At 45.9% G+C, this 23774-nt stretch carries 22 protein-coding genes and 1 pseudogene; 13 read left to right on the forward strand and 10 right to left on the reverse strand.

Going from position 1 to position 23774, the window contains the following annotated elements; translation table 11 throughout:
• Positions 1-194: 194 nt before the first annotated feature.
• Positions 195-1685 (forward strand): DUF697 domain-containing protein, encoded by a 1491-nt coding sequence (locus QUA77_RS07350; RefSeq protein WP_333036066.1) that lies wholly within the window; start codon positions 195-197, stop codon positions 1683-1685.
• A 192-nt stretch (positions 1686-1877) separates the two neighbouring features.
• Here QUA77_RS07350 and QUA77_RS07355 read toward each other — a convergent pair whose 3' ends face one another.
• Both QUA77_RS07355 and QUA77_RS07360 read right to left on the reverse strand, forming a co-directional pair.
• The gene (locus QUA77_RS07355) at positions 1878-2567 is read right to left on the reverse strand and encodes a hypothetical protein (RefSeq protein WP_333036064.1); all 690 of its coding nucleotides are present in this window, start codon (positions 2565-2567) and stop codon (positions 1878-1880) included.
• Positions 2568-2688: 121 nt separating this feature from the next.
• Entirely contained in the window at positions 2689-3531 is an 843-nt protein-coding gene (locus tag QUA77_RS07360) for a TlyA family RNA methyltransferase (protein WP_333036063.1), read from the reverse strand.
• Between the two features lie 221 nt (positions 3532-3752).
• Between QUA77_RS07360 and QUA77_RS07365 the strand changes: the two genes are divergently transcribed.
• Positions 3753-3992, forward strand: a complete 240-nt coding sequence (locus tag QUA77_RS07365) for a hypothetical protein (protein WP_333119642.1) — start codon at positions 3753-3755, stop codon at positions 3990-3992.
• A gap of 374 nt (positions 3993-4366) precedes the next feature.
• Here the strand turns inward: QUA77_RS07365 and apcB are convergent, their stop codons facing one another.
• The gene (gene apcB / locus QUA77_RS07370; protein WP_333036060.1) at positions 4367-4876 is read right to left on the reverse strand and encodes an allophycocyanin subunit beta; all 510 of its coding nucleotides are present in this window, start codon (positions 4874-4876) and stop codon (positions 4367-4369) included.
• Positions 4877-5216: 340 nt separating this feature from the next.
• On the opposite strand from apcB, the gene glnA reads away from it, so the two are divergent.
• Positions 5217-6638 (forward strand): type I glutamate--ammonia ligase, encoded by a 1422-nt coding sequence (glnA, locus tag QUA77_RS07375; protein ID WP_333036059.1) that lies wholly within the window; start codon positions 5217-5219, stop codon positions 6636-6638.
• A gap of 109 nt (positions 6639-6747) precedes the next feature.
• Here glnA and QUA77_RS07380 read toward each other — a convergent pair whose 3' ends face one another.
• The gene (locus tag QUA77_RS07380; protein WP_333036057.1) at positions 6748-7203 is read right to left on the reverse strand and encodes a hypothetical protein; all 456 of its coding nucleotides are present in this window, start codon (positions 7201-7203) and stop codon (positions 6748-6750) included.
• A 106-nt stretch (positions 7204-7309) separates the two neighbouring features.
• On the opposite strand from QUA77_RS07380, the gene QUA77_RS07385 reads away from it, so the two are divergent.
• The 4 genes from QUA77_RS07385 to QUA77_RS07400 all read left to right on the forward strand — a co-directional run bounded on the left by QUA77_RS07385 (position 7310) and on the right by QUA77_RS07400 (position 9710).
• A complete protein-coding gene (locus QUA77_RS07385) occupies positions 7310-7591 on the forward strand; it encodes a hypothetical protein (RefSeq protein ID WP_333036055.1) in 282 nt (93 codons plus the stop codon).
• Positions 7588-7821 carry a hypothetical protein gene (locus QUA77_RS07390; protein WP_333036053.1) on the forward strand — a complete coding sequence of 78 codons (234 nt, stop codon included), beginning with the start codon at positions 7588-7590 and terminating at the stop codon, positions 7819-7821. Before QUA77_RS07385 ends, QUA77_RS07390 begins: the two co-directional genes overlap by 4 nt.
• 303 nt (positions 7822-8124) lie before the next feature.
• Positions 8125-9030 carry a ferritin-like domain-containing protein gene (locus QUA77_RS07395; RefSeq protein ID WP_333036051.1) on the forward strand — a complete coding sequence of 302 codons (906 nt, stop codon included), beginning with the start codon at positions 8125-8127 and terminating at the stop codon, positions 9028-9030.
• A 176-nt stretch (positions 9031-9206) separates the two neighbouring features.
• Positions 9207-9710, forward strand: a complete 504-nt coding sequence (locus QUA77_RS07400; RefSeq protein ID WP_333036050.1) for a YbjN domain-containing protein — start codon at positions 9207-9209, stop codon at positions 9708-9710.
• Positions 9711-9763: 53 nt separating this feature from the next.
• Here QUA77_RS07400 and QUA77_RS07405 read toward each other — a convergent pair whose 3' ends face one another.
• The 3 genes from QUA77_RS07405 to QUA77_RS07415 all read right to left on the reverse strand — a co-directional run bounded on the left by QUA77_RS07405 (position 9764) and on the right by QUA77_RS07415 (position 12241).
• Entirely contained in the window at positions 9764-10222 is a 459-nt protein-coding gene (locus QUA77_RS07405; RefSeq protein ID WP_333449718.1) for a divergent PAP2 family protein, read from the reverse strand.
• 14 nt (positions 10223-10236) lie between these two features.
• Positions 10237-11163, reverse strand: coding sequence for a geranylgeranyl diphosphate synthase CrtE (crtE, locus tag QUA77_RS07410; RefSeq protein WP_333036045.1), 927 nt, complete (start codon positions 11161-11163; stop codon positions 10237-10239).
• Positions 11164-11353: 190 nt separating this feature from the next.
• Complete coding sequence (locus QUA77_RS07415; RefSeq protein ID WP_333036044.1) at positions 11354-12241, reverse strand: LysR family transcriptional regulator; 888 nt, start codon at positions 12239-12241, stop codon at positions 11354-11356.
• A gap of 111 nt (positions 12242-12352) precedes the next feature.
• Here QUA77_RS07415 and QUA77_RS07420 point away from each other — a divergent pair, with 111 nt between their 5' ends.
• Both QUA77_RS07420 and QUA77_RS07425 read left to right on the forward strand, forming a co-directional pair.
• A complete protein-coding gene (locus tag QUA77_RS07420; RefSeq protein ID WP_333449719.1) occupies positions 12353-12841 on the forward strand; it encodes a GNAT family N-acetyltransferase in 489 nt (162 codons plus the stop codon).
• A gap of 83 nt (positions 12842-12924) precedes the next feature.
• Positions 12925-13704, forward strand: a pseudogene (locus tag QUA77_RS07425) (class I SAM-dependent methyltransferase); the annotation flags it as partial.
• Positions 13705-14255: 551 nt separating this feature from the next.
• Here QUA77_RS07425 and QUA77_RS07430 read toward each other — a convergent pair.
• Positions 14256-15290 carry a histidine kinase gene (locus QUA77_RS07430; protein ID WP_333449720.1) on the reverse strand — a complete coding sequence of 345 codons (1035 nt, stop codon included), beginning with the start codon at positions 15288-15290 and terminating at the stop codon, positions 14256-14258.
• Between the two features lie 541 nt (positions 15291-15831).
• Positions 15832-17232 (reverse strand): S-layer homology domain-containing protein, encoded by a 1401-nt coding sequence (locus tag QUA77_RS07435; RefSeq protein WP_333449721.1) that lies wholly within the window; start codon positions 17230-17232, stop codon positions 15832-15834.
• Between the two features lie 69 nt (positions 17233-17301).
• Here QUA77_RS07435 and QUA77_RS07440 point away from each other — a divergent pair, with 69 nt between their 5' ends.
• The 4 genes from QUA77_RS07440 to QUA77_RS07455 all read left to right on the forward strand — a co-directional run bounded on the left by QUA77_RS07440 (position 17302) and on the right by QUA77_RS07455 (position 22980).
• Positions 17302-17856, forward strand: coding sequence for a hypothetical protein (locus QUA77_RS07440; RefSeq protein WP_333449722.1), 555 nt, complete (start codon positions 17302-17304; stop codon positions 17854-17856).
• Positions 17857-18335: 479 nt separating this feature from the next.
• Positions 18336-18818: a BON domain-containing protein gene (locus QUA77_RS07445; RefSeq protein WP_333449723.1), complete on the forward strand. Its 483-nt coding sequence runs from the start codon at positions 18336-18338 to the stop codon at positions 18816-18818.
• A 402-nt stretch (positions 18819-19220) separates the two neighbouring features.
• The gene (locus QUA77_RS07450; protein ID WP_333449724.1) at positions 19221-20429 is read left to right on the forward strand and encodes a histidine kinase; all 1209 of its coding nucleotides are present in this window, start codon (positions 19221-19223) and stop codon (positions 20427-20429) included.
• Between the two features lie 1489 nt (positions 20430-21918).
• The gene (locus tag QUA77_RS07455) at positions 21919-22980 is read left to right on the forward strand and encodes a pentapeptide repeat-containing protein (RefSeq protein WP_333449725.1); all 1062 of its coding nucleotides are present in this window, start codon (positions 21919-21921) and stop codon (positions 22978-22980) included.
• 173 nt (positions 22981-23153) lie between these two features.
• Here QUA77_RS07455 and QUA77_RS07460 read toward each other — a convergent pair whose 3' ends face one another.
• Entirely contained in the window at positions 23154-23441 is a 288-nt protein-coding gene (locus tag QUA77_RS07460) for a hypothetical protein (protein WP_333449726.1), read from the reverse strand.
• Between the last annotated feature and the right edge of the window lie 333 nt (positions 23442-23774).

Consider the following 23774-nt stretch of genomic DNA (forward strand, 5'->3'; position numbering starts at 1 on the left):
AATTGTTCGTAATTCATATTATTCAGCTAATTTTTTCTTTTATTTTACTAGAGCGCTCGCACTTTCGCAAGAGGTCTATTTTTTGGAAAACTCACAACTGAAAAATTATAAATTTATGAAAAAGTGTATTAAAATAAGAAATAGGATTTATAATTCGACGATCAATTATACCTGCTTAAAAAAGCCGATCGCCAATGGCTGACAATTCCCTTCAAGAAAATCGCTTATCTCTTGCCCGTGCTAGTTTGCGCGAAGCCCTGGCGCGCTATTCCCACCTGCGCCAAGGGAAAAAAAACTCGAATAATACAGAATTAGAAGCGGCGCTGCAATATCAGTTAGATATCTTAACTTCCACCTCAGAAAAACTAGACCACAACATAATCCGCATTGCTACTTTCGGCCTAGTCAGCCGCGGCAAGTCAGCCGTATTAAACGCGCTTTTAGGTCACAAAATTCTGCAAACAGGCCCTCTCAACGGCGTGACTCAGTGGCCGCGTTCCGTGCGCTGGAGTGTGCCTCTATCCTTCCTTGACAACGACGAATCCCCCCAACCCCCCCTTGGCAAGGGGGGGAAAGGAGGGGTGCAAGTTGAATTAATTGATACTCCCGGACTTGATGAAGTTGGCGGCGAAGTGCGCGGCGAAATGGCGAAACAAGTAACTCGCCAAGCTGACTTAATTCTGTTTGTCGTTGCAGGCGATATCACCCGAACTGAATATCAAGCACTGTGCGAATTGCAAACAGCTCAAAAACCGGTAATTTTAGTTTTTAATAAAATTGACCTTTATCCAGAATTAGACAGAAAAGCTATTTACCAAAGTTTGCAAGCGCTGGGAAATTCTGAACAGTTAGCAGCCGCTGCGGTAACAGAGGAAACAGATAGCGAAAATTTGTCCGAACCCCCAAACAACTCCTCAGATAAATCTACTGCAAAATCACCCGCTAAAACTTCCAAATCTTTAGAAATAGTTATGGTAGCTGCGGAACCAGCGCCGGTGCAAGTGCGGGTGGAATGGTCCGACGGAAGAGTCACTTACGAATGGGAGTCGCCGCCCGCGCAGATAGACGAACTAAAAAATAAAATTCTCACCATTCTTAACAGAGAAGGTCGATCGCTCCTGGCTCTAAATGCTTTAGTTGAAGCTAGAGATGCCGAAGCACACATTGCCCGTCACGTTCTCAAATTGCGACAAACAGAAGCCGAAGATTTAATCTGGCAATTTGCAAAATATAAAGCTTTGGCTGTCGGTTTAAATCCAGTGGCATTCTTGGATGTAATGGGAGCAAGTGTCGCAGATTTAGCCTTAATTCGCTCTTTATCCAGACTTTACGGCTTACCTATGACTGGTTACGAGGCCGGGAAACTTTGGCAGACGATTTTCTCCAGTGCTGGCGGCGTACTTTTGGGAGAATTGGGTAGCAGTTTTCTGTTGGGATTTGGCAAAAGTGCGGCGGCTGCGGCCCCGCACATCGGCTTTTCTACTTTTGCCGGAGTTGCTGTCACTCAAGCTAGTTTAGCAGCTTATGGAACCTACGCTGTCGGTCGCGCCGCCCAAGTTTATTTAGAAAAAGGCTGCACCTGGGGCCCCCTGGGGCAAGATACGGTAATTCAAGACATTCTCGCCACCATCGAGCGTAATACAATTATCGATCGCTTGCAGCAAGAGTTTAAAATTGGCAATTAAAAATTGCCCTAGTAGTTGAGTAAGGTACGTCAGCAGATGGTTATTTGCGAATAATCGAAGAGCTAGGATCTGACGCACCCTACTGCTTTTATTCTTATACAATTGTCAAAAAAGAATGCAACTGTAGCTAAGCTCCACACCACCATCTTCATAAGTAATTTCCAATTCTTTAATCGAAAATCGAAAATCGTATTACCGTCTGGCAATTCTAACACCTTCCCTAAAGTGGGCGATTGTCGCAATTACCGCTATAGAAAAGTAAAATATTCTAATCAACCAAAAACAAACCCGCATTGACCAAGAAACAATAGTCGGAGCAATACCTGTGAACTGTACAAATCTGGAATTAACTCTTTTTTCAAAACTGTCAAGGTCTTTCATCTCCGATTGTTTCGTCGGAATAACCGGAAACTGACCAGTATATACGTAATAACCGATAAAACCTGGTAATCCAACTTTTCTATTCAAAAATGAGTTAGTTAAGGTTGCAGTTTGCGAAGGCGATAATTTATCCGATTCTTCCACTTTTTCCAGCCAAGCATTATATCGAATGGCTGGCGTAATCATGAAAACTAAGGGCACTATAACTATCAACAAAGCCGCACTAATTTTGCGACCGTATTGAGGGTGTAGAAGTCTTGTCGCCACACCCACTCCCATACCGATAAATGCAAATATCAATATATTTAACAGTTCAATAATTTCGATACCCCTCAACAAATCGCCGATAATCAGGATGGTATATAATAATTTGTCGGCTAGTAGCAGAGCGGCCCACTTGATGAGAATAGAAACGCCTACAATAGTAGCTACAATCGCCACATACCCGATGGCACCTAGAACGTACAGGAAAATCGAACCGGCTTGTTTGAATGATTGCATGGAATTATTCACTCTTGTGAAAGTTTAGGAGTCTGATTGACAAAATTTTTTAAAATTTAGAGCAATCTGGAGTTCCAAATTTGATTTTTAAAATAGATTAGCTTGACATCTTGAAATCAATCTACAATCGATCGACAAGTTCCCGCGCCGCCGCTTTGGTGACTTGTGCAATTCGTTCCTTCACAACATCCTCTTCGATCGCCCTCTGGTCGGTTTCTTGTTCGTGATCGATCCCCAACCATAAAAGATACTCGATATTACCTGCCGGGCCAAGTAAAGGCGACCACGTTAAGCCACGTTCCTGCCATCCTAAAGCTGTGGCTGCCTTCCACACTTGAAAAATCGCATCAGCTTGAGTTGCTGAGTCTCGCACTACGCCTTTTTTCCCGACTCTCTCGCGCCCTACCTCAAACTGCGGCTTTACCAGCAACACCGCTTCTCGCGGTGGTACCAACAATTCCCACAGCGCCGGTAAAATCTTATCCAGGGAAATAAACGACACATCTACTACCGCCAAATCTGCTCGCTCAGAGTCGCCGTAAAGCTCAGCAGCAGTCATGTACCGCAAATTGGTGCGTTCTTTCAAAATTACTCTCGGATCGTTACGCAAGCCCCAATCTGCTTGACCGTAGCCAACGTCTACGCCATACACTAGGGCGGCGCCGGCTTGCAGCAGACAGTCGGTAAAACCGCCTGTGGAGATGCCGCCGTCGAGACAAATTCTGCCTGCAACGGGAATCGCAAAAACTTCTAAAGCTTTGGCTAATTTGTCGCCGCCTCTGGAAACATAGCGCGATCGCTCTTTAATCTGAATTTTTGCTGCAATATCGACCTCAGTGCCCGGTTTGTCAACTACCTGTTGGTTGATGGAGACTTTCCCAGTGCGAATCAAGGCCTGAGCTTGCTGTCTGGAACTGCACAAATCTAGGCTGACCAATAATGTGTCTAGTCGCTGTTTAGCCAAGGTTTTTAATCTGTACGGATAGGGTTAAGAACAGTACCAGATTAGCACTTACGCACAAGCCCCACTGCTAATTTTTGCCGATTATTTTGGTTTTGAGATCATCACGGGGCGATCGCCCCAGCTCACATGATGTGACTGAGATCGCTGTGAGTGTGTAGTTTTATCACAGATAAACATTCATAGAATCACACAATAATTTTTGTGACTAGCGGATGATTTATATGCAGCTAAAAGCGCTACAAATACCATCAGGGCGATCGACTATGAAAACAATTAACTTTCCTATCAGAAATCCTGGCAATTGTCAAGAAAATCCCCTCGCCTTCGTCAGCGGTGATATCATCCACATTCTTTACCCCAATGGCGAAGTAGAAGCAACAACCGTCGCACAAATCGCTCTGCGCCAAACCAAAAATCCCCTGAACAAATGCCTCGTCTGGGGATGGGTTGACGATTTTTAGTACCAGTTTCAAACAAGAATGCAATTATAGGGAAGCTCCAAACCCTTAATTCATAAGTCATTCCCAATTATTCAAATTTTTAATCTCTTATTTTTAATCTGAAATCTTTAATCTAAAATTGTATAGCAACCGCCACACAGGTTAGGACATAAATAATGTCATGAATAGATCCTATGACCCTTTAGCATAAACGGTTTGATGCTCGTAGTATGTAACTGTCAACTGTCAACTGTCAACTGTCAACTGTCAACTGCTATATAACCCATAAAAAAAGATCGCTTGGAGGCTGTGATGCCAAAAAAAGCGATCGATCTAACTGCTGCTAAGTGCCAGCCACAAATGCAATTTGCTGCTAAAAGAACTAGCAAATTGACTTAAATATCTTGTTCGCTCAATTCGCGAATCATGTAATCAAAAGGCTGATCCAAAAAAGGCCCCACAGACAAGCCAGCAGCTTGCACCTGAGCCTTAACCATCTCCTTCATAATGCTAATCCCCATCACCGTCGGGCCAATGGGAACGCTTAGAGAATTGTAAGTTTCTCGCAAACCTTGCAGCACGCGCTCATCGAGCACGTCGGTACTTCCCGCCACCAGGGCGTAAGTAGCATAGCGCAAGTAGTAGTCCATATCCCGCAGACAAGCCGCGTAACGGCGAGTCGTGTAGGCATTTCCGCCCGGACGGATCAGTTCCGGCTGTTCAGCAAATAGCTGGATACCAGCTTGCTTGACAATTGCCGCAGCATTGCTGTTAATCGCAGCCGCCGCCTGTACCCGTGCCGTGCCGGTTGCAAAATAAGATTTCAACCGATCGATACCATCTCGGTCTAAATACCTACCAGCAACATCATAGTTTTCAATCAGGCTAGTCACTGCATCGCGCATAAGTTTCTCTCCCAAAAATCTTTATCAATACTTTGCTATCTGAGACAGACCGCCTATTGTAGACTACTACAAATCGGCGTTTGATTAAGATTTGAGATAGGATTTTCACGAAGGGTAGTCTATCCGTGGCAAACTGTCGTAAAATTTAGCCGTTTGCCTGGTATCTTCAGCCGAAAAATAATCCACAGGGCAAGAATCTCAAACTGCCCGACCGCAGTGGGCCGCTATTTCAAAATTTTGTAGCCATAGATACAAAATAGTGGATACTGAAGGCCTACGATCGCCCAAACAGTCTGAAATCGGCCGATCGCCAAGACACAACCAATATCAGGAGTAAGTCATGTTCCAGACACCCCAAGAAGCCTTAAACTACATAAAAGAAAATCAAATCCAGATCGTTGACCTAAAGTTCATCGATATGCCGGGGATCTGGCAACACCTTTCCCTGTACCACGACCAAATCGACGAAACCGCATTCACAGACGGCGTACCCTTCGACGGTTCCAGCATTCGGGGCTGGAAAGCCATCAACGAATCAGACATGACGATGGTCATCGATCCGACCACCGCTTGGATGGACCCGTTCATGGCAGAACCGACCATCAGCTTCATTTGCAGCATCAAAGAACCTCGAACCGGCGAACCGTACAGTCGCTGTCCGCGCACCATTGCCCAAAAAGCCATAGACTACTTGCTTTCGACCGGTCTCGGCGATACAGCATTCTTTGGCCCGGAAGCAGAATTCTTTATTTTTGATGACGTTCGCTTCGACCAAACCCAAAATTCCGGCTACTATTACGTAGATTCGATCGAAGGTCGCTGGAATTCCGGCAAAGAAGAAGCAGGCGGCAACCTCGGTTACAAACCGCGTTACAAAGAAGGTTATTTCCCAGTAGCACCAACCGATACCTCTCAAGACATGAGAACGGAAATGCTGCTGACAATGGCAAAATGCGGCGTACCCATCGAAAAACACCACCACGAAGTCGCCACCGGCGGTCAATGCGAACTCGGTTTCCGCTTTGCCACTTTAGTACAAGCCGCCGACTACTTGCTGACTTACAAATACGTCATCAAAAACGTCGGCAAAAAATACGGCAAAACGATCACCTTCATGCCCAAACCGCTGTTTAACGACAACGGTTCCGGGATGCACGTTCACCAGTCGATTTGGAAAGACGGCCAACCTCTATTTGCAGGCGATCAATATGCTGGTTTCAGTCAAATGGGACTGCATTACATCGGCGGCATTCTCAAGCACGCACCGGCACTTTTGGCAATCACCAACCCCACGACCAATTCCTACAAGCGTTTAGTTCCGGGCTTTGAAGCGCCTGTAAACTTAGCTTACTCTCAAGGGAATCGATCGGCATCAGTGCGGATTCCGTTGTCCGGAACCAACCCCAAAGCTAAGCGGTTAGAATTCCGCTGTCCCGATGCCACATCCAACCCCTATTTAGCATTTGCAGCCATGCTGTGCGCCGGCATTGACGGCATCAAGAATCAAATCGATCCGGGCGAACCTTTGGACGTAGATATCTACGACCTTTCCCCTGAAGAATTGAGCAAGATTCCTTCGACTCCCGGTTCCTTGGAAGGCGCTTTAGAAGCTTTAGAAAAAGACCACAGTTTCTTAACTGAAACCGGCGTATTTACCGAAGACTTCATCCAAACCTGGATTTCCTACAAACTCGACAATGAAGTCAACCCGATGCGGTTGCGTCCTCACCCCTACGAGTTTGCTCTCTACTACGACTGTTAGAAAATTAATAATTAAAAATTAAAAGTTAAAACTGGTAATTATACCATTTTTAACCTGTGATTTTTAATTAATAAGAACGCCGCCCTTAAAAGCGGCGTTTTTTTCGAGTTTAGAACTTCTGGATCAACGCCCACACTCTCCCGTTACCCGACACTATCTGGGCAACGCTGTTAGTAGTAGCACCCATTGTAGCCTCAGAGACATCCTCTACAGCCCATTTAGTTGCTTTCTCATCAACAATAAACAAATCGTCAGAGGTAGTGCCTTCCTGAACCCGATATATCTTATTCAAAATGAAACGCTGTCGCGCCTCAGCTTTTGGTATGCCCGTAACTTCATCAGGATCGATAGAGATGGCACTGCCTTCTTTTAATGTACCTTTTGAGTTGCTTAAATTGCGATCGTCCCTTTGAGCAACCCGCACGCCGTGAAGCTGCAAACCAGGGTCAGTCTCAGAGATATTTGAGACAGCAGCTAGCGCCCCACTTCTTTCCAAACCGAGAACCGCTGCAAAAGCCGTCAAAATTAGCAAAAGCTTGAAATGATTCACTGTATTTATGCTCATTTTTTTGTGAGGTGCTGCACTCATTCTAAATTAGCAATTAGCAATTAACAATGACTAAACGATGTCCGATATTTTTGTGATGATCCGCAATCAGAGTAATAATGCTATGACTTCAGTTAACGGCATTGCCTTTGTCACATTACTGACTCAAGAAGGACGACTGCTGGCTGAGGAGACAGTTGACCTGTTTGAGGCAGATGTGAATTTTGATAACCTGAAGCAGGGAAAATATACTGTAGTTGTCAGGCACGAAGGCGTTGAACCTCGATCGGCAACCTGTAGTGTTACAATCACCCATGAAGATAAAGTAATTATGCTGACATTTGTTTACTTGGAGCTAGAACGGGTGCTGCTCCGCATTCAAACTTCAACCGAAGAAAGACTATGACTGTGAAAGTTACTCCGCCAAATTCAATTAAAATGTTTCGCTATCGAGTACATTTCTTGGCAAAAGACCTCTGGAGGGAAAAAAACCCGGTTTGTCGGATGAATCTGGCTTTACAGTTAGCCGATGTGGCGACAACTCTGGCTAGGTTAGAAGTAGAAGAGGCGCGAAAATATCAACAAGAGTCTGCTAGTGTTGAGGCTTCAGACTCGACGGAAACTGAAAAGTTTTGAGTGTATGAGGTTGCTGTCTGTGAGCCCCGCAAGCCTTGCGTTATAGCAGTTTAAAAAAATAACGTAACTGTAGAAAAGCTCCAAACCCTGATAGTCATCAGTCATTTTTAATCTAAAATCTAAAATCTAAAATGGTATGGCTCGCAACTCAAAACTATTGTCATTTGTTGAGCTAGTAAAAAAATTATCTGTATAAAATTGAATCTCCGTGCTAAACAATAACTTTCTGCCTTGCGAGGTAATTGGTTGTCGAAAAAAGTGCGTTACACTTATATAAGTATCTTTACAAAACAACACAAAAGCATGACTGTTGCCTATCCCCGCAAGCTTCGCAACGCAATGGGAGCGCGCGAAATTTTAGCTAATGTAGTGCGCGATCGCGAAATTCACCTGATCACCCTCAACCGCTACCGATTTAGCGAACAGCGCAGTTGCAAAGACCTCACCGACGTGATCGAACAGCTAAACGGGGAACCAGCCGAACTCGTGCGCGACCTTTCTCGGCACATTTCCGACGAAGCGCGGCACGCCATGTGGCTCACCGACTTGCTGGTAGACCTCGGCCAAAATGTGGGAACGCCGCCAGGAGTCTCCTACATTGACGAATTTGAAAGGTTGTATGACAGCGAACAACAAGACCCTACCAAAAACCGCGAAGACTTTGTAATTTCTTCCCTCGCCGCGATTAACGTCACCGAGAAGCGAGGATGCGAGTATTTCGGCGCGCACATCCACGCCCTCAAACAGGCTCCCCAAACCGCAGAAAACATCAAAATCCGCGAAACAATCGAAAAGATTTTTCCAGAAGAAGCTGGTCACGTCCGCTGGGGCAATCGCTGGCTGGCCCAAATCGCCGACAAAAGCCCGGAACACCGCCAAAAGGTGGAACAGGCAAAGCGCAAGTATATGGCGATCGAACAAGCAGCTTTTGAATCAGGAATGGATATCATGCTGGGGGCAGAACTCCGCCGCGTCACCCGCCTCGTGGATATTGCCAACACCATGCCGATGTGGGAACGCCCGCAATACCTGATGGAACGCTTACCCAGAACCCTGCTGGCCCCGGATCTGCAAATGACTAGAGTCGATGTAGCTCAGCGGGCCTGGAACCGCGACCCGCAGGCATTTGTGGAGAAATTGGTTCCCATGTTCCTCAACGGCTTGAATACCATTGAGAAGAAGCCGGCGACGGCTAAGCCCAAGGCTTAAAAACGATCGCGAACCTGGTTGAAACCGCTTTGCAAGTCAAACTTGCGTCTGCCTCCGCAAACAAGCGAGATATACTGGTTCCTTGGCATAGCCTCGGAACCAGTTATTTAAAATCATAATTTTAAGCTTTAGCAAGTAAACTGATTATTGGAATAGTTTTCCATCTAAATATAATTATGACTACCAGCGAGCCGAACATACAAACAGCTTCCGCAGAAAGCCTCTCAAGTGAAAGTGCGATCGCCTCCGAGCAGGTCGAAAAAGCCACAGCCGTCACCTATGCAGAAGAAATTGAAACTGTCATCGCCAGCATGGCTGTAGACCAAAAAGTGATGGTCGGTCAAAGTGAAGCTGGCGGACATCTTTGGAAGTTTAAGTACGGCAGTGTTGAAGTGTTCGTGCAACTCACCGGCGAAACCGAAGATGATACTTTGACTGTTTGGGCTTTTGTACTGCAGTTGCCAGCGAAGAATGAAGCTCAATTAATGCGGAAAATTCTAGAAATGAATTGGCTGTCTACTTTAGAATCTCATTTTGCCATTGTTGACAATCAAGTTGCCGTAGTATCGACTCGGACGATGGCGGAAATCTCGACCGGGGAAATTTCTCGGGTTATTACTATTGTCGCCACGATCGCCGATGACAACGACGACCTGCTGCAAGCAGAATTCGGTCAGTAGTCATTAGTTAACAGTTAACAGTCAACAACTAACAGTTAACAGTTAACAGTTAACTAATATGCAGGCCCTGCGATCCAAGCAATAGTGATTCCCAGCCCCAAACCGACAAGCACTTGAAAAGGAGTGTGTCCCAACAACTCTTTCAGGCGAGCCTCATTAAGGTTGTGATCTTCCTCAAAAAACTCGTCAATAATTTGGTTGAGGATGCGAGCTTGCTTGCCTGCGGCTTGGCGGACGCCTGCTGCGTCATACATCACAATAATTGCAAAGATCGCAGCGATCGCAAACTCCGGACTTTCCCATCCCATCGTTTGTCCCACTCCAGCAGCCAAAGCGCCCACAAAAGACGAGTGAGCGCTGGGCATTCCCCCCGTTGTTACCAAATAGCGAAGATTAAACTTGCGATTTTTGACCAACTCGATCGGCAGCTTCATGATCTGAGCCGCCAGACAAGCAAGCAAAGCAACCACGAGTATATGATTGTTTAAGATGCCGCTGCAAATTTCCTGCATAGTATTTGGTATTTCTAGTTACTGCGGCTGGTAATAAAATCGGCGATCGCCAGCAGCGGTAGAGCTTTGCTCCCAAACACTGCCAATTGAGCCTTAGCATCAGCAACAAGCTGCGAAGCTTGGCGCCGAGACTCCTCAATTCCCCACAAACTCGGATAAGTGACTTTTCCTGCTTGAACATCTTTGCCAGCAGTTTTGCCCAGTTCTTCTTGGGTAGCAGTAATATCCAGAATGTCGTCAATGATCTGGAAAGCCAGCCCAATATTTTGAGCGAAACGAGACAGCCGCTGCAAATCCGCAGCAGACGCCCCAGCCAGAATTGCCCCACAAACTACGCAGGCCTCTAACAGCGCCCCTGTTTTGTGAGCGTGAATGTAATTCAAAGTTTCCAGAGAAACATCTGTCTTTCCTTCCGATTCCAAATCAACCACCTGACCGCCTACGAGTCCAGCAGCACCCGATGCCCGCGCTAAATGGGCGATCGTCTGCAACACCTGCTGGGGGGGTACGTTCTGAGTTTTAGTGGCGATAAATTCAAAAGCATAGGTCAACAAACCATCGCCAGCCAAAATGGCGATATCTTCGCCGTAGACTTTGTGGTTCGTCAGTTTGCCGCGTCGGTAGTCGTCATTGTCCATTGCCGGCAAATCGTCGTGAATCAGCGACATCGTGTGGATCATTTCCAAAGCGCAAGCTGTGGGAATTGCCATAGATGTAGTGCCACCGGCCAGTTCGCAGCTAGCCAGACACAGGATCGGACGCAGGCGCTTGCCCCCCGCTAGCAGCGAGTAGCGCATTGCTTCGTAAATTTTCTCTGGGTAGATGACCGGGAGTGCACTGTCGAGAGCTACCTCGATCGCCTCTTTTCGCTTGACTAGATAAGTAGATAAATCGAAAGAGGATTCCGGTTGGGACGAACCCATTTCTGTTGCCAATACCATCCCTTGCTCTCTTGTACTGAATAGTTAGGTGGGATATTCTAAGCCGTTCTGGTCGGATCGTGCCGACTTTTACGGCGGTAGTTGCTCGGACTCCGAGCATCAATTAATCATTCTACGGGTGTTGTTGCACAGAAAATCTTTGAGTTTTGATAACTTTGTCAAATTACCAGTCAATCTAAAATTTACAATCTCAAATCTCAAATCCGCTAATGTGTCTGGCAATTTCCAAAAACTGCTGCACCGCCGCCGTTGGCTCGCTGCGCCAAATCAGAGCGATCGCCACAATGGAGGTTGATTCTGGTAACGCTTTGTAAACAACCCCGCTGCGCTGGAAATTTTGCATCGACGCCGGGACTATCGCCACTCCCATCTCGGCGGCTACCAGACTCACAATGGTTTGCATTTGAATTGCTTCTTGAGCTGCGATCGGGCTAAAACCTGCTTGCTGACAAAGACTGACGATCGCATCGTACAATCCCGGAGCCTGGGAACGCGGAAATAAAATGAACGGTTCCGTGGAAAGTTCCCGTAATTCAAGATGCGTGCGATCGGCGGCCGGATGCGTTTTTGGAAGTGCCACGATCAGGGGTTCTCGAAAAACGATTTCAGAATTTATCCCATCTTCCTCAACCGGAGGGCGCACGAAGCCGATATCAATTTGCCCGAACCGCAGCCGCTGCAACTGTTCGTTTGTCGTCAGTTCGTGCAGTTCCAGCTTAACGGCGGGACACCGAGTGCGAAACGCCTGCAAAATCGCTGGAACCACGTTGTGTGCTGCAGAACTCACAAAGCCGATCGTCAGTTGGCCGAGTTCGCCCCGACTGGTTTGTCGGCCGAGTTGAATTGCTCGATCGACTTGCTGCAGAATTTTCCCAGCCTCCTCGAAAAACACCTGTCCCGCTGCCGTTAAATGCACCGTCCGCTTGGTGCGCTGAAACAGTTGAAACCCCAACTCTGCCTCTAAATGCTGGATTTGTTGGCTCAGCGGTGGTTGGGCAATATGCAGTTTTTCGGCTGCACGAGTGAAATTCAGTTCCTCTGCAACTGCAATGAAATAACGCAAATGCCGAAGTTCCATAGCTCCCCAATCATTGATATTTTAAAAGTATAAGTGGTTAGTTAAACATATATTGGACATTTATGATGGCATTTAATACAGTGATTAATAGGCGAAATTGAGAATTAAACAATGGCTAATTTGAATATCAGAATTAGAGAAGCAGAGCTGGCAGATTTGGAATTAATCGTGGATTTTATTTCCCAAAAAAGCGACTTCGATGGCTCTAAAAACCTGTTGACAGCAACAGCCGATAAATTGCAGCAAACGTTGTTTTGCCAGCCTCCGCTAGTGCGGGTTTTGTTGGCGGAAGTTGCGGGAGAAGCGGTAGGGTTTGCTATGTTTTATGCTTCTTATTCAAGTTTATTGACGCAGCCGTGCCTTTGGCTTGATGATTTATTTGTGCAAGCTCCTATGCGCGGTATGGGAATCGGTACAGCGCTGTTAAAATATTTGGCACAAATTGCTGAGTCTACAAATTGCGGGCGTATGGAATGGACTGTTAATACTGGCAATGCGCCGGGAATTGCTTTTTATGAAAAGCAGGGAGCGCGCATTTTGGAAAATATTATGGTTTGCCGAATCGAGGGAAGTGCGATAGCCCAACTAGCCAAGAAATAAGTTGGTTGGTTTTGTGAAGAAGGATTTTTTTTAATTAACCGCAGAGACGCAGAGAACACAGAGAAAGAGAAGAAAGGTTCAGGGTAGTTATCATGGCACAAGATTCTTGGAATACAAGTCTTTACGAACAACAGCACGCTTTTGTGTGGCAGTACGGCGAATCGCTTTTGGAGTTACTCGTTCCTCAATCTGGAGAACGTATTCTAGATTTGGGCTGCGGTACGGGACAGTTAACTGAAAAGATTGCTCAAAGTGGTGCTTTGGTGCAAGGTATTGATTCATCTTTGTCGATGATTTCCACGGCAAAAGTTAACTATCCTCACATCAAGTTCGATACAGCGGATGCGAGGAATTTTAAAGTAGAAGAGCCGTTAGATGCTGTGTTTTCTAATGCGGTTTTGCATTGGATTAAACAGCCGGATGCTGGGATTAATTGTGTGGAAAAAGCGCTGAAGCCGGGAGGGCGTTTTGTTGCTGAGTTTGGCGGTAAGGGGAACGTGGGGGCGATCGTCCGCGCACTTTTGAGTGTTTTGTCAGAAATTGGCTGCCAGGAGCCTGAAGCGCTTAATCCTTGGTATTTTCCGAGTATTGGCGAGTATGCTGGGCTTTTGGAAAAGCAGGGATTTGAGGTTAGTTATGCCGTTTTGTTCGATCGCCCGACTTCCCTAGAAGACGGCAGCGCGGGTATGGTAAATTGGATTGAAATGTTTGCTGGCGAGTTTTTGTCGGGGTTGTCTGATGATGTGCGATCGCACGTAATTAACCAAGTTGCAGAGCGTTTGCGGCCGACGCTGTACCGCGATGGTAATTGGATTGCAGATTATCGCCGAATTCGCGTTGTTGCTGTCAAAAATTCCTATTGACAAATATAAGGCTACAAATCTCCCCGATTTGTAGCCTTCGTCCACTCAGTATGCCCATCGCGCCGCACGCTAGTCCCAGCAGTTATTTTCTTTTCCTATTGTAACTGCGCTTTTGTGTAGATCCCCATCAATTCTCCCCTGCCAAAAACTTACTAATCAGGCTTTTTGGATGTTGAATTTTACAGCCATATTTGTACGGGTAAGCCTATCCAATAAAAAATATTGTTGCCATGATACTTAGCCTCAACCAAAATAGACTTTTTCTTAATAAATAAGAATCTAATCTGGCGCTTCCATAGGGAGCAGGAAGCAAAAACTAACTAACACTTAAAAACATACATAACAAATACTACAAAAGTTACGCTCAAAGCGTTTAGCCCTTCTCGCCAGTGCGACCAATTTCCCGCAGCAAACTGCCCCGCTAGCCATTTGTAAATTTGCTGATAGCGAAAAACTCGATCGGGAAAATGTGCGATCGTAAATTCGTATCCGCAAACACCGCAACAACTCGGTTTCGTGGATAAACCGGGTTGCTAAACACAGACCTTAGTTTAAATCTGTTCTTCCCCTTGATTAAAACGCTGAATTCCGTGATTTTCCTCGACTTGCAAAATAGCATCATTGGGAATATTGAGGATGCCTGTAAATGAATTTTGGCTTACTTTCAAAGCTTGTTCCTTATTTTTGTGCTCGGCAAGTTCGCGCTGTAAATTGTCAATAATCTGTTGAAACCGGGCAGATTGTCTCAGCATTTCTTGTTCGGAAAAGTCCAGCAATTGCATCAAATTAGCCACTTGATCTTCAAGTAATTGGGTTTCGTAATTATTGTTATTTGTAACAAAAATTGTAGGTTTTTCTGAATATTCAAAAACACTCTTTTCGTCGGGGAGGGACAATGCTGTTTTGACACTAAGTGCCAAATTTTTAAACATTTCAGCCCTGCTTTGGGGAATTTTAACTTTCAGGAACATCATTACCGCAAACAAACTTCCTGACGGCAGAAGTCCCCCAAATCCCAAGACAGACTTGACATTGTAGGGAATAATTAAAGAATTTTGCTCAGGAATAAAGGGGCTACCTTTTGCCTCTGATACATAAAAAATATTTAATACTGCGGGCTCTAATTGCAGGAACCTTTCTGGCTCACTTCCGAGGAATGTAGGAATGTCTAAACCAAACTGCCGGATTATTTCCGAAATCGCCGGCATTTGAGCCACTAATTTTGTGCTAACTAATGGAATAGCTGTATTTTCTGCTGCTGTGTGCCGAGAATTCCACTGCGGTTCTGTGCCTGCGGCTGCTAGCAGAGTCCAACATTTCATGTCGGCGGCTGGGGAATTGCCCTTCATCAAGCGGCGGGCGGATTGTTGCAATGAGTCTTCTAATTCCCCGTAGGGATGAGTTTTGAACAAACGCACTAAGGCACAGGTATTTTCTCCTGTTTGCGAATCGCAAAAATGTTGGTAAATATAGTTAACAATCTTCTGGCTGGTGGCTTCCATACTAGCAGTATTTCTACCTAAGTGGCGCAGGACTAAGCTGCATTTAGCCATATCTTGCGGGGTAAATAAGGTAATATCGTACATTAAAAAATGCTCTCCAAGAGCTCAAACACTCTTGTTCATTTATCGTTAAGGCCGCTACGGCATCCGGAATCCTACTGAGAGTTTTGAACAAAGTGTTAGTGAAAATATGTAGAAAATTAGCCCGCCAAATGCAGCGCTTGTAGGGCAGGATACAGAAATTAAGATTAAAGCAAAAAAAATCTATTTCCTAGGGTAGGCGACAAGGACAGAAAAGCCGATGTAGGATTCTTAAAAAGATTTTTAATGACCACTCTCCCAAAGAAATTAAAGAAACGGAGTTTTTCACCGGATATGCCTCGCGTTTTACAGGGCATTTTCGTAGATAAAAGTCGGTTTCTGGGTAAGCCATATTCACCGAACTCCTAGAAACTTAAGCTGCAATTTTTGTGGCGGGCGATCGCACGCCGATTAATCAAAAATTGGTAAAATTTCGGCAGTCTTGGACGCAGAAACCGGGTTTGCTTACAGAGAAAAAACCCGGTTTCCTGGGTATTGGTAAGTAGATGGTGTGTTCAAAACTTTTAACCACCCCAAAAAAACTCTACTCAGCAGGTTGAGACTTTGCTTCCAGGGCATCTTTAGCAGACAATCCCTGATCTTGAACGCCAAAATACCACAAACTAGCAGCAGCTTCGGCGCGAGTCACCGATTTCTTCGGCTGAAACAGAGTAGTAAAACCAAAAACGCGGCGAATATTCGCCAAGTCTCCATTGTTAAAATCAGCTAAAACTGCCCGCGACGCCTGGGAATCAATCTTAGAAGCATCTTGAAAACCCCACTTTTCTTTCACTCCGTCAATGTTAGCTGTCGGTAAAACTTGACGACTATCTAAAGGTACTTTCCAGAGAATCATTGTTTCGCGAGTTAAAGGTGCATCCGGGCGAAATTTCACATCTTTACTTTCACCCGAAAGCGAACTCGGAATTACACCGGCTTCTGCTAAACCTTGAATTGCTGAAAAATCCGGGTCTGTTTTGGGTACGTCAGAAAAGGCTGGTTCGCTAGAGTCTACAGCTAATCTAATTTGTTTGGCTTGACGGCTAGCATAAATCTGATTGTTAGCTGCTACTAACCAGCGCGCGTATTCGCGGCGAGTGATAATTTTGTTGGGTTTGGGCAAAGTGCTGGCTGTTTCTAAATTAGCACCTTCTGTCGATCGCACTTTCAGCACTTCCAACTGACTTAAATCAGCCACATACTGCCGCAACTGTTGAGGAATTTGGCTTTCTTGTTCGCTAACTTTTGCTGATTTTGACGAAGCGGATGACCCTGGAGTAGTTCCCTCTGAATTAGATCGAGAAGGTGTTGGTGTTGGAGATGCGCTAGACTCGGAATTATTAGGTTGGGGACTGGTGGCAATTTCGGGGCTTTCTTTGCTGTAGTCGATCGCAAATTCTGTAGAACCCCCTACTTTCTGAGTAGGAGAAAGCGACACTGTTACCCGTAAATTATCTCGCGTTGCTACCAAAGAACCTTGTCCCTCGGCGGTGGGGCGGCTGACTATTTCCCAGTTGCGACGCCCAAACTCTGTAGAGTAAAAGTTCTGAACCGAATTAACAGGATCAGTGCTTTCCCAGCGCAGCCGCACATTTTTTGGCGACGGATCGGTTTGCCCACTAACTTCGATTAACTCAGCATTAGGATAGAGTGGAATCTCTGTCGGGAAATCGGGAGGAAGTTTGGCGGTAGAGTTTGTCTCAATTGCTGTCGCTGGTGGCGGGGAAGAGAAAACTACTGGGTTTTGTTTTAATTTGGGATCGGCGGCTAAAGATTCTTCGAGGGCCTTGCTGTTGGGGCTGTTTGCACAAGCTGTGACAGCAGCCAGCAGACACACAGCCAGCCAAGTATTTACAGCAGCGAGTATATTGGTTTTATTGGTTTTAGTGATTTTAGATCGTCCTGGAGAGTTGCCTCGCCGTTGAGTAAATATAATATTCAGCATAAATCGCCCCTTTGCAGATATATTTCTAGGCTAGCGCAGATCGATCAGGCATATATAATTTTTACCCAAATGAAATTTCTGTATATACTTCTAGTTACTGCTACATTACTTTCATACCCTGTCAAGTTTGCCCGTCCCGCTGCTTCTCAACCAGCCCCACTGCGGACAGCCATTCAGACGCCAGATTGGCAGCCATTTTGCTCGGCGATGGGTCAGTTTGCGATCGATATGCCCGCAAATCCCAAAATTAATTCTGAAACTTTTTCAAATCAAATTATTGCTCATACATACCGATCGAACTTAAAAAACAAAGAAACTTATTTGCTTCAATACTTTGACCTTGATTTTCGGCTGAGGAACAATAATATCAATAATACCAGAATTACTTTAAATAATGCCGTTGATTTTTTCGTCGTGGCAGCGAATGCTAAAGTTTTGCAGGTGCGGGATATTTCCCTCGGAGGCTATCCCGGAAAAGAATTTGAGTTTCAGCCGCTTTCCCCCAGTGAACCTGTAGGTGTAGGTCAAGTTTTTTTGGTGGAAACGCGCGTTTACGGCTTGGTTGCCACTACCCCAGAACCAGAAAATGCTCAAAAATTTCTAGACTCTTTTCGTTTGTTTTGAAGCAGGAAGTTTGGCAATGAGTAGTGTAGGAGATTTAACAGATTTAACGGAGAGAGGTTGAGGGAATAAGTCACAGGTTCCAGGGAAGAGAGAAAAATTAGTTGGGATTGGCGATCGAATTTATTAATAAAACTTACGCTTTTCAACTTTGTGTTTAGGTAAATATTGACCTGGGCCACAAAAAAGGCGGGTTCAAACCTGTTTCTGAGTAATAATGTGGTCAGAACTAAATTACGCTAAATTTGACTTAAGACCTTTTTTTCTTTTTTGTACTCTATCTAACGACATAGATAAATTTTACACCCGTGGAGCGATGTAGATACTTGCTCAAGTTTATATATTTGATATAAGGATTTTTAAATCGCAGAAAGCACAAACCAGAAAGCACAAACAAAGATGCTGTCTTGCTTCATCTGGCTCCCATCTGGCTCAACCAAGTCAGCCTCATTGAAAGCTTACCCGGAGGGTATTAACCTATTATGAACAAACTAACACCAATTCTCCTCAGCGGCATCCTATTATTTGGAGGTGCTGCTTGCAGCGACGGGGCTAAAACTAGCGCTGATTCTCCTAATTCTGCCACAGAAAATACCACTAGCCCCCCCCCAGCCGAGACAGTTCAAAAAACTCAGGGTGACGCAACGAGCGATATTCGCAAAAACCAAGCAAATTCTGATATCAGGGCCAGAGAACAGCGCAACAATGTGACGGGCGGTGATGCAATAAGAGCCGATGGCGACCTCCAAAGTGAAGTCCGCTCCAAGTTAGAAGTAAACATCACTAAAGGTCAGCTAACTGTTGACGCAAAAGATGGGCTTGTCACCGTAGGTGGCACAGTTCCCAATCAAACTGATTTAGCTAAAATTGAGCCACTAGCTAAAGAGATTAAAGGTGTCAAACAGGTGAATGTTACTGCTGTTGTCGCCCCCGCTGCACCCGCATCGCCTAGCAGCAATCAATAAATTAGAAGGAAGAAGTCCGAGGGAAAGAAGGAAGAAGGATGTAGTTATCTAGGAGAGAAGTCTCAGGGAAGAGGGTAAAGTTTGGCATTGTAAGATTGCTGGCGGAGCGGATCGTAACGCTTAGGTAGGTGACTCTCCAGGGAGAGCGGGGTTTTAAGTTAAAGAGTTTAAATCTAATTTAAAATTTACGAACTCAAAACTCCCGCAATACCTGCAACTTCCCCTTCCCAATTTCCGATTTCCCATCCCGGAGAATTAGTTGGAAACCAACCTGAAGATAGAGCGGGAAGTTATTCCTAGCGACCGATGAAAATTGTTGGAAAAAATGACTAAATGTGATTGATGGCAGAGCATAAATTCTGTGGTTGTGTAAAAGTAGTATAATTTTTCAGGAGAAAAAAAATGGCTTTAGGTCAACACAAGCGAGCTGTAGGAGCATTTTCTAATTACCGAGATACGGAACTAGCCCTGATGGAGCTGCAAAGTACCGGGTTTCCGATGAATAAAGTTTCGGTTGTTGGGGAAAATCTCGATCGCAACGAAATTGCGGGCGCTACCGCTGGTAAGGGTACCGACGAGAAAGTGGGCGGTGGTGCCAAAGCAGGCGCGACAGCGGGAGCAGTGACGGGCGGTTTGATTGGGTTACTCGGAAGCATTGGAGCGCTAGCGATCCCGGGAGTGGGCCCGGTGATGGCAGGGGGTGCGATCGCAACTCTGCTGGCAGATACTGTGGTCGGAGGCGCGATTGGGGCAGCAGCAGGCGGTTTGGTCGGCGGTTTGGTCGGCTTGGGAGTTCCCGAAGCAAAAGCTAAAGTTTATAACGATCGCGTCTCACGCGGAGAATATTTGGTATTCGTAGAAGGAACAGATGCCGAACTTGCCACAGCCGAAGGAATTATGAGCGTGCGGGGCATTCAGGATTGGGGCATTTACGATGTGCCAGCAGACACCGGCCGCAGAGCTTCGGGTCGCCAGAAGCGCGCCGTGGGAGTATTTTCAACCCGCCGCGAGACGGAACACGCACTGGGAGAACTGAGAAATGCCGGTTTCGACATGAATCGGGTTTCGGTCATCGCTAAGGATGCTGACTCGAAAGGGGACATCGCAGGCATTGACGTGCACGACAGCGCGGACAACAAATCCGATGAAGGGGCCACAAAGGGGGCACTTACAGGTGGCACTTTGGGCGGTTTGACAGGCTTGTTGGTAGGTCTGGGCTTAGTGGCAATTCCGGGCATCGGGCCGATTATGCTAGCAGGAGCCTCAGCTACGGCGATCGCCACTACACTAGCCGGTACGGCTTTGGGTGCGGCAGCAGGCGGCTTGATCGGAGCTTTAGTCGGTATGGGAATTCCCGAAGAGGAAGCTAAAGTATACAACGATCGCGTGGCGAGAGGAGATTACTTGGTACTGGTTGACGGCAGCGAAACAGAAGTCGCTCAAGCCGAAAGCATTCTGAGTCGCGGAGGTATTCAACATTGGAACACCTACGACTATCCCAGCGTAGATAGTGCTCGGGCTGATTACGGCGCTCCTGGCACTCCCGGCGTTGATACTACGGCTGATATTTACGATCCCAATCAGGGCGTCACCGGCCACCGTCGGGTTTAATAATAATTCAGACTTTGTTTGGGTATTGTTTCTACTTTCTGCAGGGTAGTCGCACTCGCAAACTCGGATTGTGGAAAGTGATCCAACCAACATCGGCTAGCTAGCGGTTTGACGCTTGGTCGGTAAAATTATCTCAAAAGTCGGCTTTTTATCTGAAAGCCGGCTTTTGTTTTGTTCTGGGAACTTAAAAAAACCACCTGTCAAAAGTTTAATTTTGATTAGGGGCCCAGTTCGTGAGCTCGGCTTTACGCCGGAGGATCGATCGGCTCCCTGAATTTTTACAGCAGAAATCCCCAGCGGTTTTTTAGTCTGTAACACTCACTACGGCGCGATTTTCAACCCCGCAGTATTATCAAATTAAATGACCTAAATTACCACAGATATTGCCCAGTTAGTCAAAGAGCGACTATCTTTAATTATGGGTAGCTAATTTCAGCAACTTATACAGGTGAAGTAGCCATTCCCGCGCGCCGAGTACGGCATGCAGTGGTCGGCAACTATTAGAATAATATTGTCGTCGCCTTCCCGCAAGACTTAGGCTGGTCATTGCTTGGCTGTAGCAGCCCAATTGCTGTTGGCAAGACCTGCGGCATGAATACAGTTTTTCTGGGAATGCCTCAGGAAAGCATTTGAGAAGCCCAGGAACAGCTTTTATGTCCGGGAGCGCGTCTGGTGTCGAGTGTTCTGTAAATTAGAACCGCAAGCGCTCATGGATCGAGAAAACATTAACAGCAAGCACAGCAGCGCGGGAATACGGGAACGACTCGCGATCCATTTTTTCGCGCAATCTCAGGCTCAGCACAGCGTATTGCTTGCTTCGCCAGCGATTCGCTCAGCACTCCGAGGGAAACAGCCTTCCTGTTGGTTTTCACTGGCACGGAGCACAGTGGGGGGAGGTGACACTAGCTGAGCTGGCCTGGTGCTGCCGTCCGGGTTACTCGAAGGTAGAAAGCACTTATCTAGAAGGCATTAGGCGTTGAAGCTCGGATATCTTCTTTCTTAATTGCACTCATAAATTCGATCGCCTGTACTGGCAAATTTTCGGGTGAGACGGCGGCGCGGATGCCGCCAGCAATACCCCAAATATTCGATCAACCTTGACAAGATTGATCGATAACTTCTCGGTATTTTGGTAAAGAGTTAGCAGGTAATATTTAGTGGTTAGCAGTTAGTATAAATACAACTAACCATTAACAACTAACATCAACCGCCAACTAATTACTAGCAAAATAATACTTACAGGACTTACAGGCAGCGAGAAACGCGATTTTTTCATAACTTCCGCGCTAGCCAAACTCAGATTATACCAGAACCAGGTTTATTTTCGTAATTTATAACTAGGTGAGCAGGGTGATGGTAGGAATCAAGCAGTTTTGACAATTGTTAATGTGGCAGTATTAGTTTAAAAAACTGACTGGCAAACACGATAGTACAAACTTTCACACAACATAGAACATCGAGAAATTAAGGAAACTCACTCAATTTTTTTATGAATTTCACTGAAATTTTAAGTGCCGATGAACTTTTAATTAGACATAGAAACGGGGAACGAGATTTTCGAGGTGCCAACCTCATTGCAGCTCATTTGAGTGAAGCTAATCTCAGTCGAACAAATTTGAGCAGCGCTAATTTGAAAGGTGCTAACTTAATTAGAAGCAAACTGATTGGATCTAATTTAAACGCCGCCGACTTGAGCGGGGCTAATTTGTCTAAGGCGAAATTAATTGAAGCTAACCTCGGGAGTTCTAGTTTAACTGGAACTGTGGCGATCGCCGCAGATTTTAGCGGGGCAAATCTCAGCGGAGCAATATTGTCTCAGGCTGACTTGAGCAAAGCTGTGATGACGGGAGCGAGCTTAGTAGGAGCTTGTTTGCTAAGCGGCTCAAAACTAACTGAGGCTAATTTGAGCGGGGCGACGCTGAGCCGAGCAATTATGAGCGGGGTTGATTTAAGCAGAGCAAATCTGACTAGGGCGATTCTCAGCGAGGTAGATTTGAACGGGGCAAACCTGAGCGGAGCAACTTTAACTCGGGCTCATCTCAATCGCGGAAATCTCAGTGGCGTCAATTTGGTTGGGGCTTCTTTGAGCGAAGCAAGTCTGCGGGAGGCTTCTATTTGCGCTGCTAATTTGAGCGGTGCTGATTTGAGCGGTGCTGACTTGCAATCCGCCAATCTAAATGGCTCTAATTTGAGCGGTGCTGACTTGCAGGGAGCCAATTTGAGTAAGGCTAATTTAAATGGTTTGATTCTGCACAATGCTGATTTGAGGGCTGCGAATTTGAACAAAGCTTCTTTGCGGGGAGCTAACTTGAGCGGTGCAAATTTGGCAGGTGCTAGCTTGCTGGAAGCGGATTTGCGGGGGGCGAATTTGAGTCACGCCAATTTGTCGGGAGCGGGTTTGCTGCTAAGTTCTCTGACAGGGGCGAATTTGACAGGAACTAATTTGTCGGAGGCTAATTTGATTGGGGCGAGCTTGAATGTTGATAATTTGAATGAAGCAGCTTTGGGCGGGGCTATTTTGCCGAATGGAGCTACTCACAGCCGAGATTGAGAAGTTGATTAAGGGAAAATAGTTTTGAGTTTTAAGTTAAATAGTCTTTAATTTAAAACTCAAAACTTTTGACAATAAAGAATTCAGGAGTCAGGAGTCAGAATTCAGTTATAAGTTGTGGGGGGCGGGTTTATATAGATTGTCTGCGATCGACAATCTATTAAAATTCGGACTCAGCGATGCAGTCTCAGAGGTAATTTCAGCATTGCTTTGACTAACTCATTCGCTTCGACACGTTTTGCAACAAGATGTTGAAATCCAGCAGCAAGAGCTTGCTTCTGATTAAAGTCTCCAGCATAAGCAGTCAGGGCGATAGCCGTGCAGTTCCACAATTTGACGCGCGATCGCCAGCCCCAATCCCAAACCCCTAAATTTACGAGCATAGCCGTCCATCTGTGGCATTTCGATATCATATCAATTCCGCCGCGGCCAGAACGATCGAGCTTGGGTTTTTTAGCCACCAAGGAAAACAAGAGATCGCTTTAATCAAAGAAGGTTGTTTGATTCAGAACAAGGCAGCGCTGAAATAACCAGAATTCGATTAGTAGCCTGTGCCTGTGAGACAGTTTGAGGGAGCATCTCAATATTTGTAAAAACACTTCTTCTGGCTCCTTCGTTCTTCCTCCTCGCTCCTTCTTTCTGACTCTTTCCTCCTGGCTCCTGGCTCCTGACTCCCAACTTCAATTTATAGCTTGGCTGCAAAAGTTGAGATCCTCCCCAGTTTTGCCCCAGCATACCGTCAGCGGTTGGTGATGCGTACTTCTCCTAATATTCATCTTTCTTTGTGAAAGATA

It is taken from the genome of Microcoleus sp. K5-D4 (assembly GCF_036704575.1).
Taxonomy (GTDB): Bacteria; Cyanobacteriota; Cyanobacteriia; order Cyanobacteriales; family Microcoleaceae; genus Microcoleus.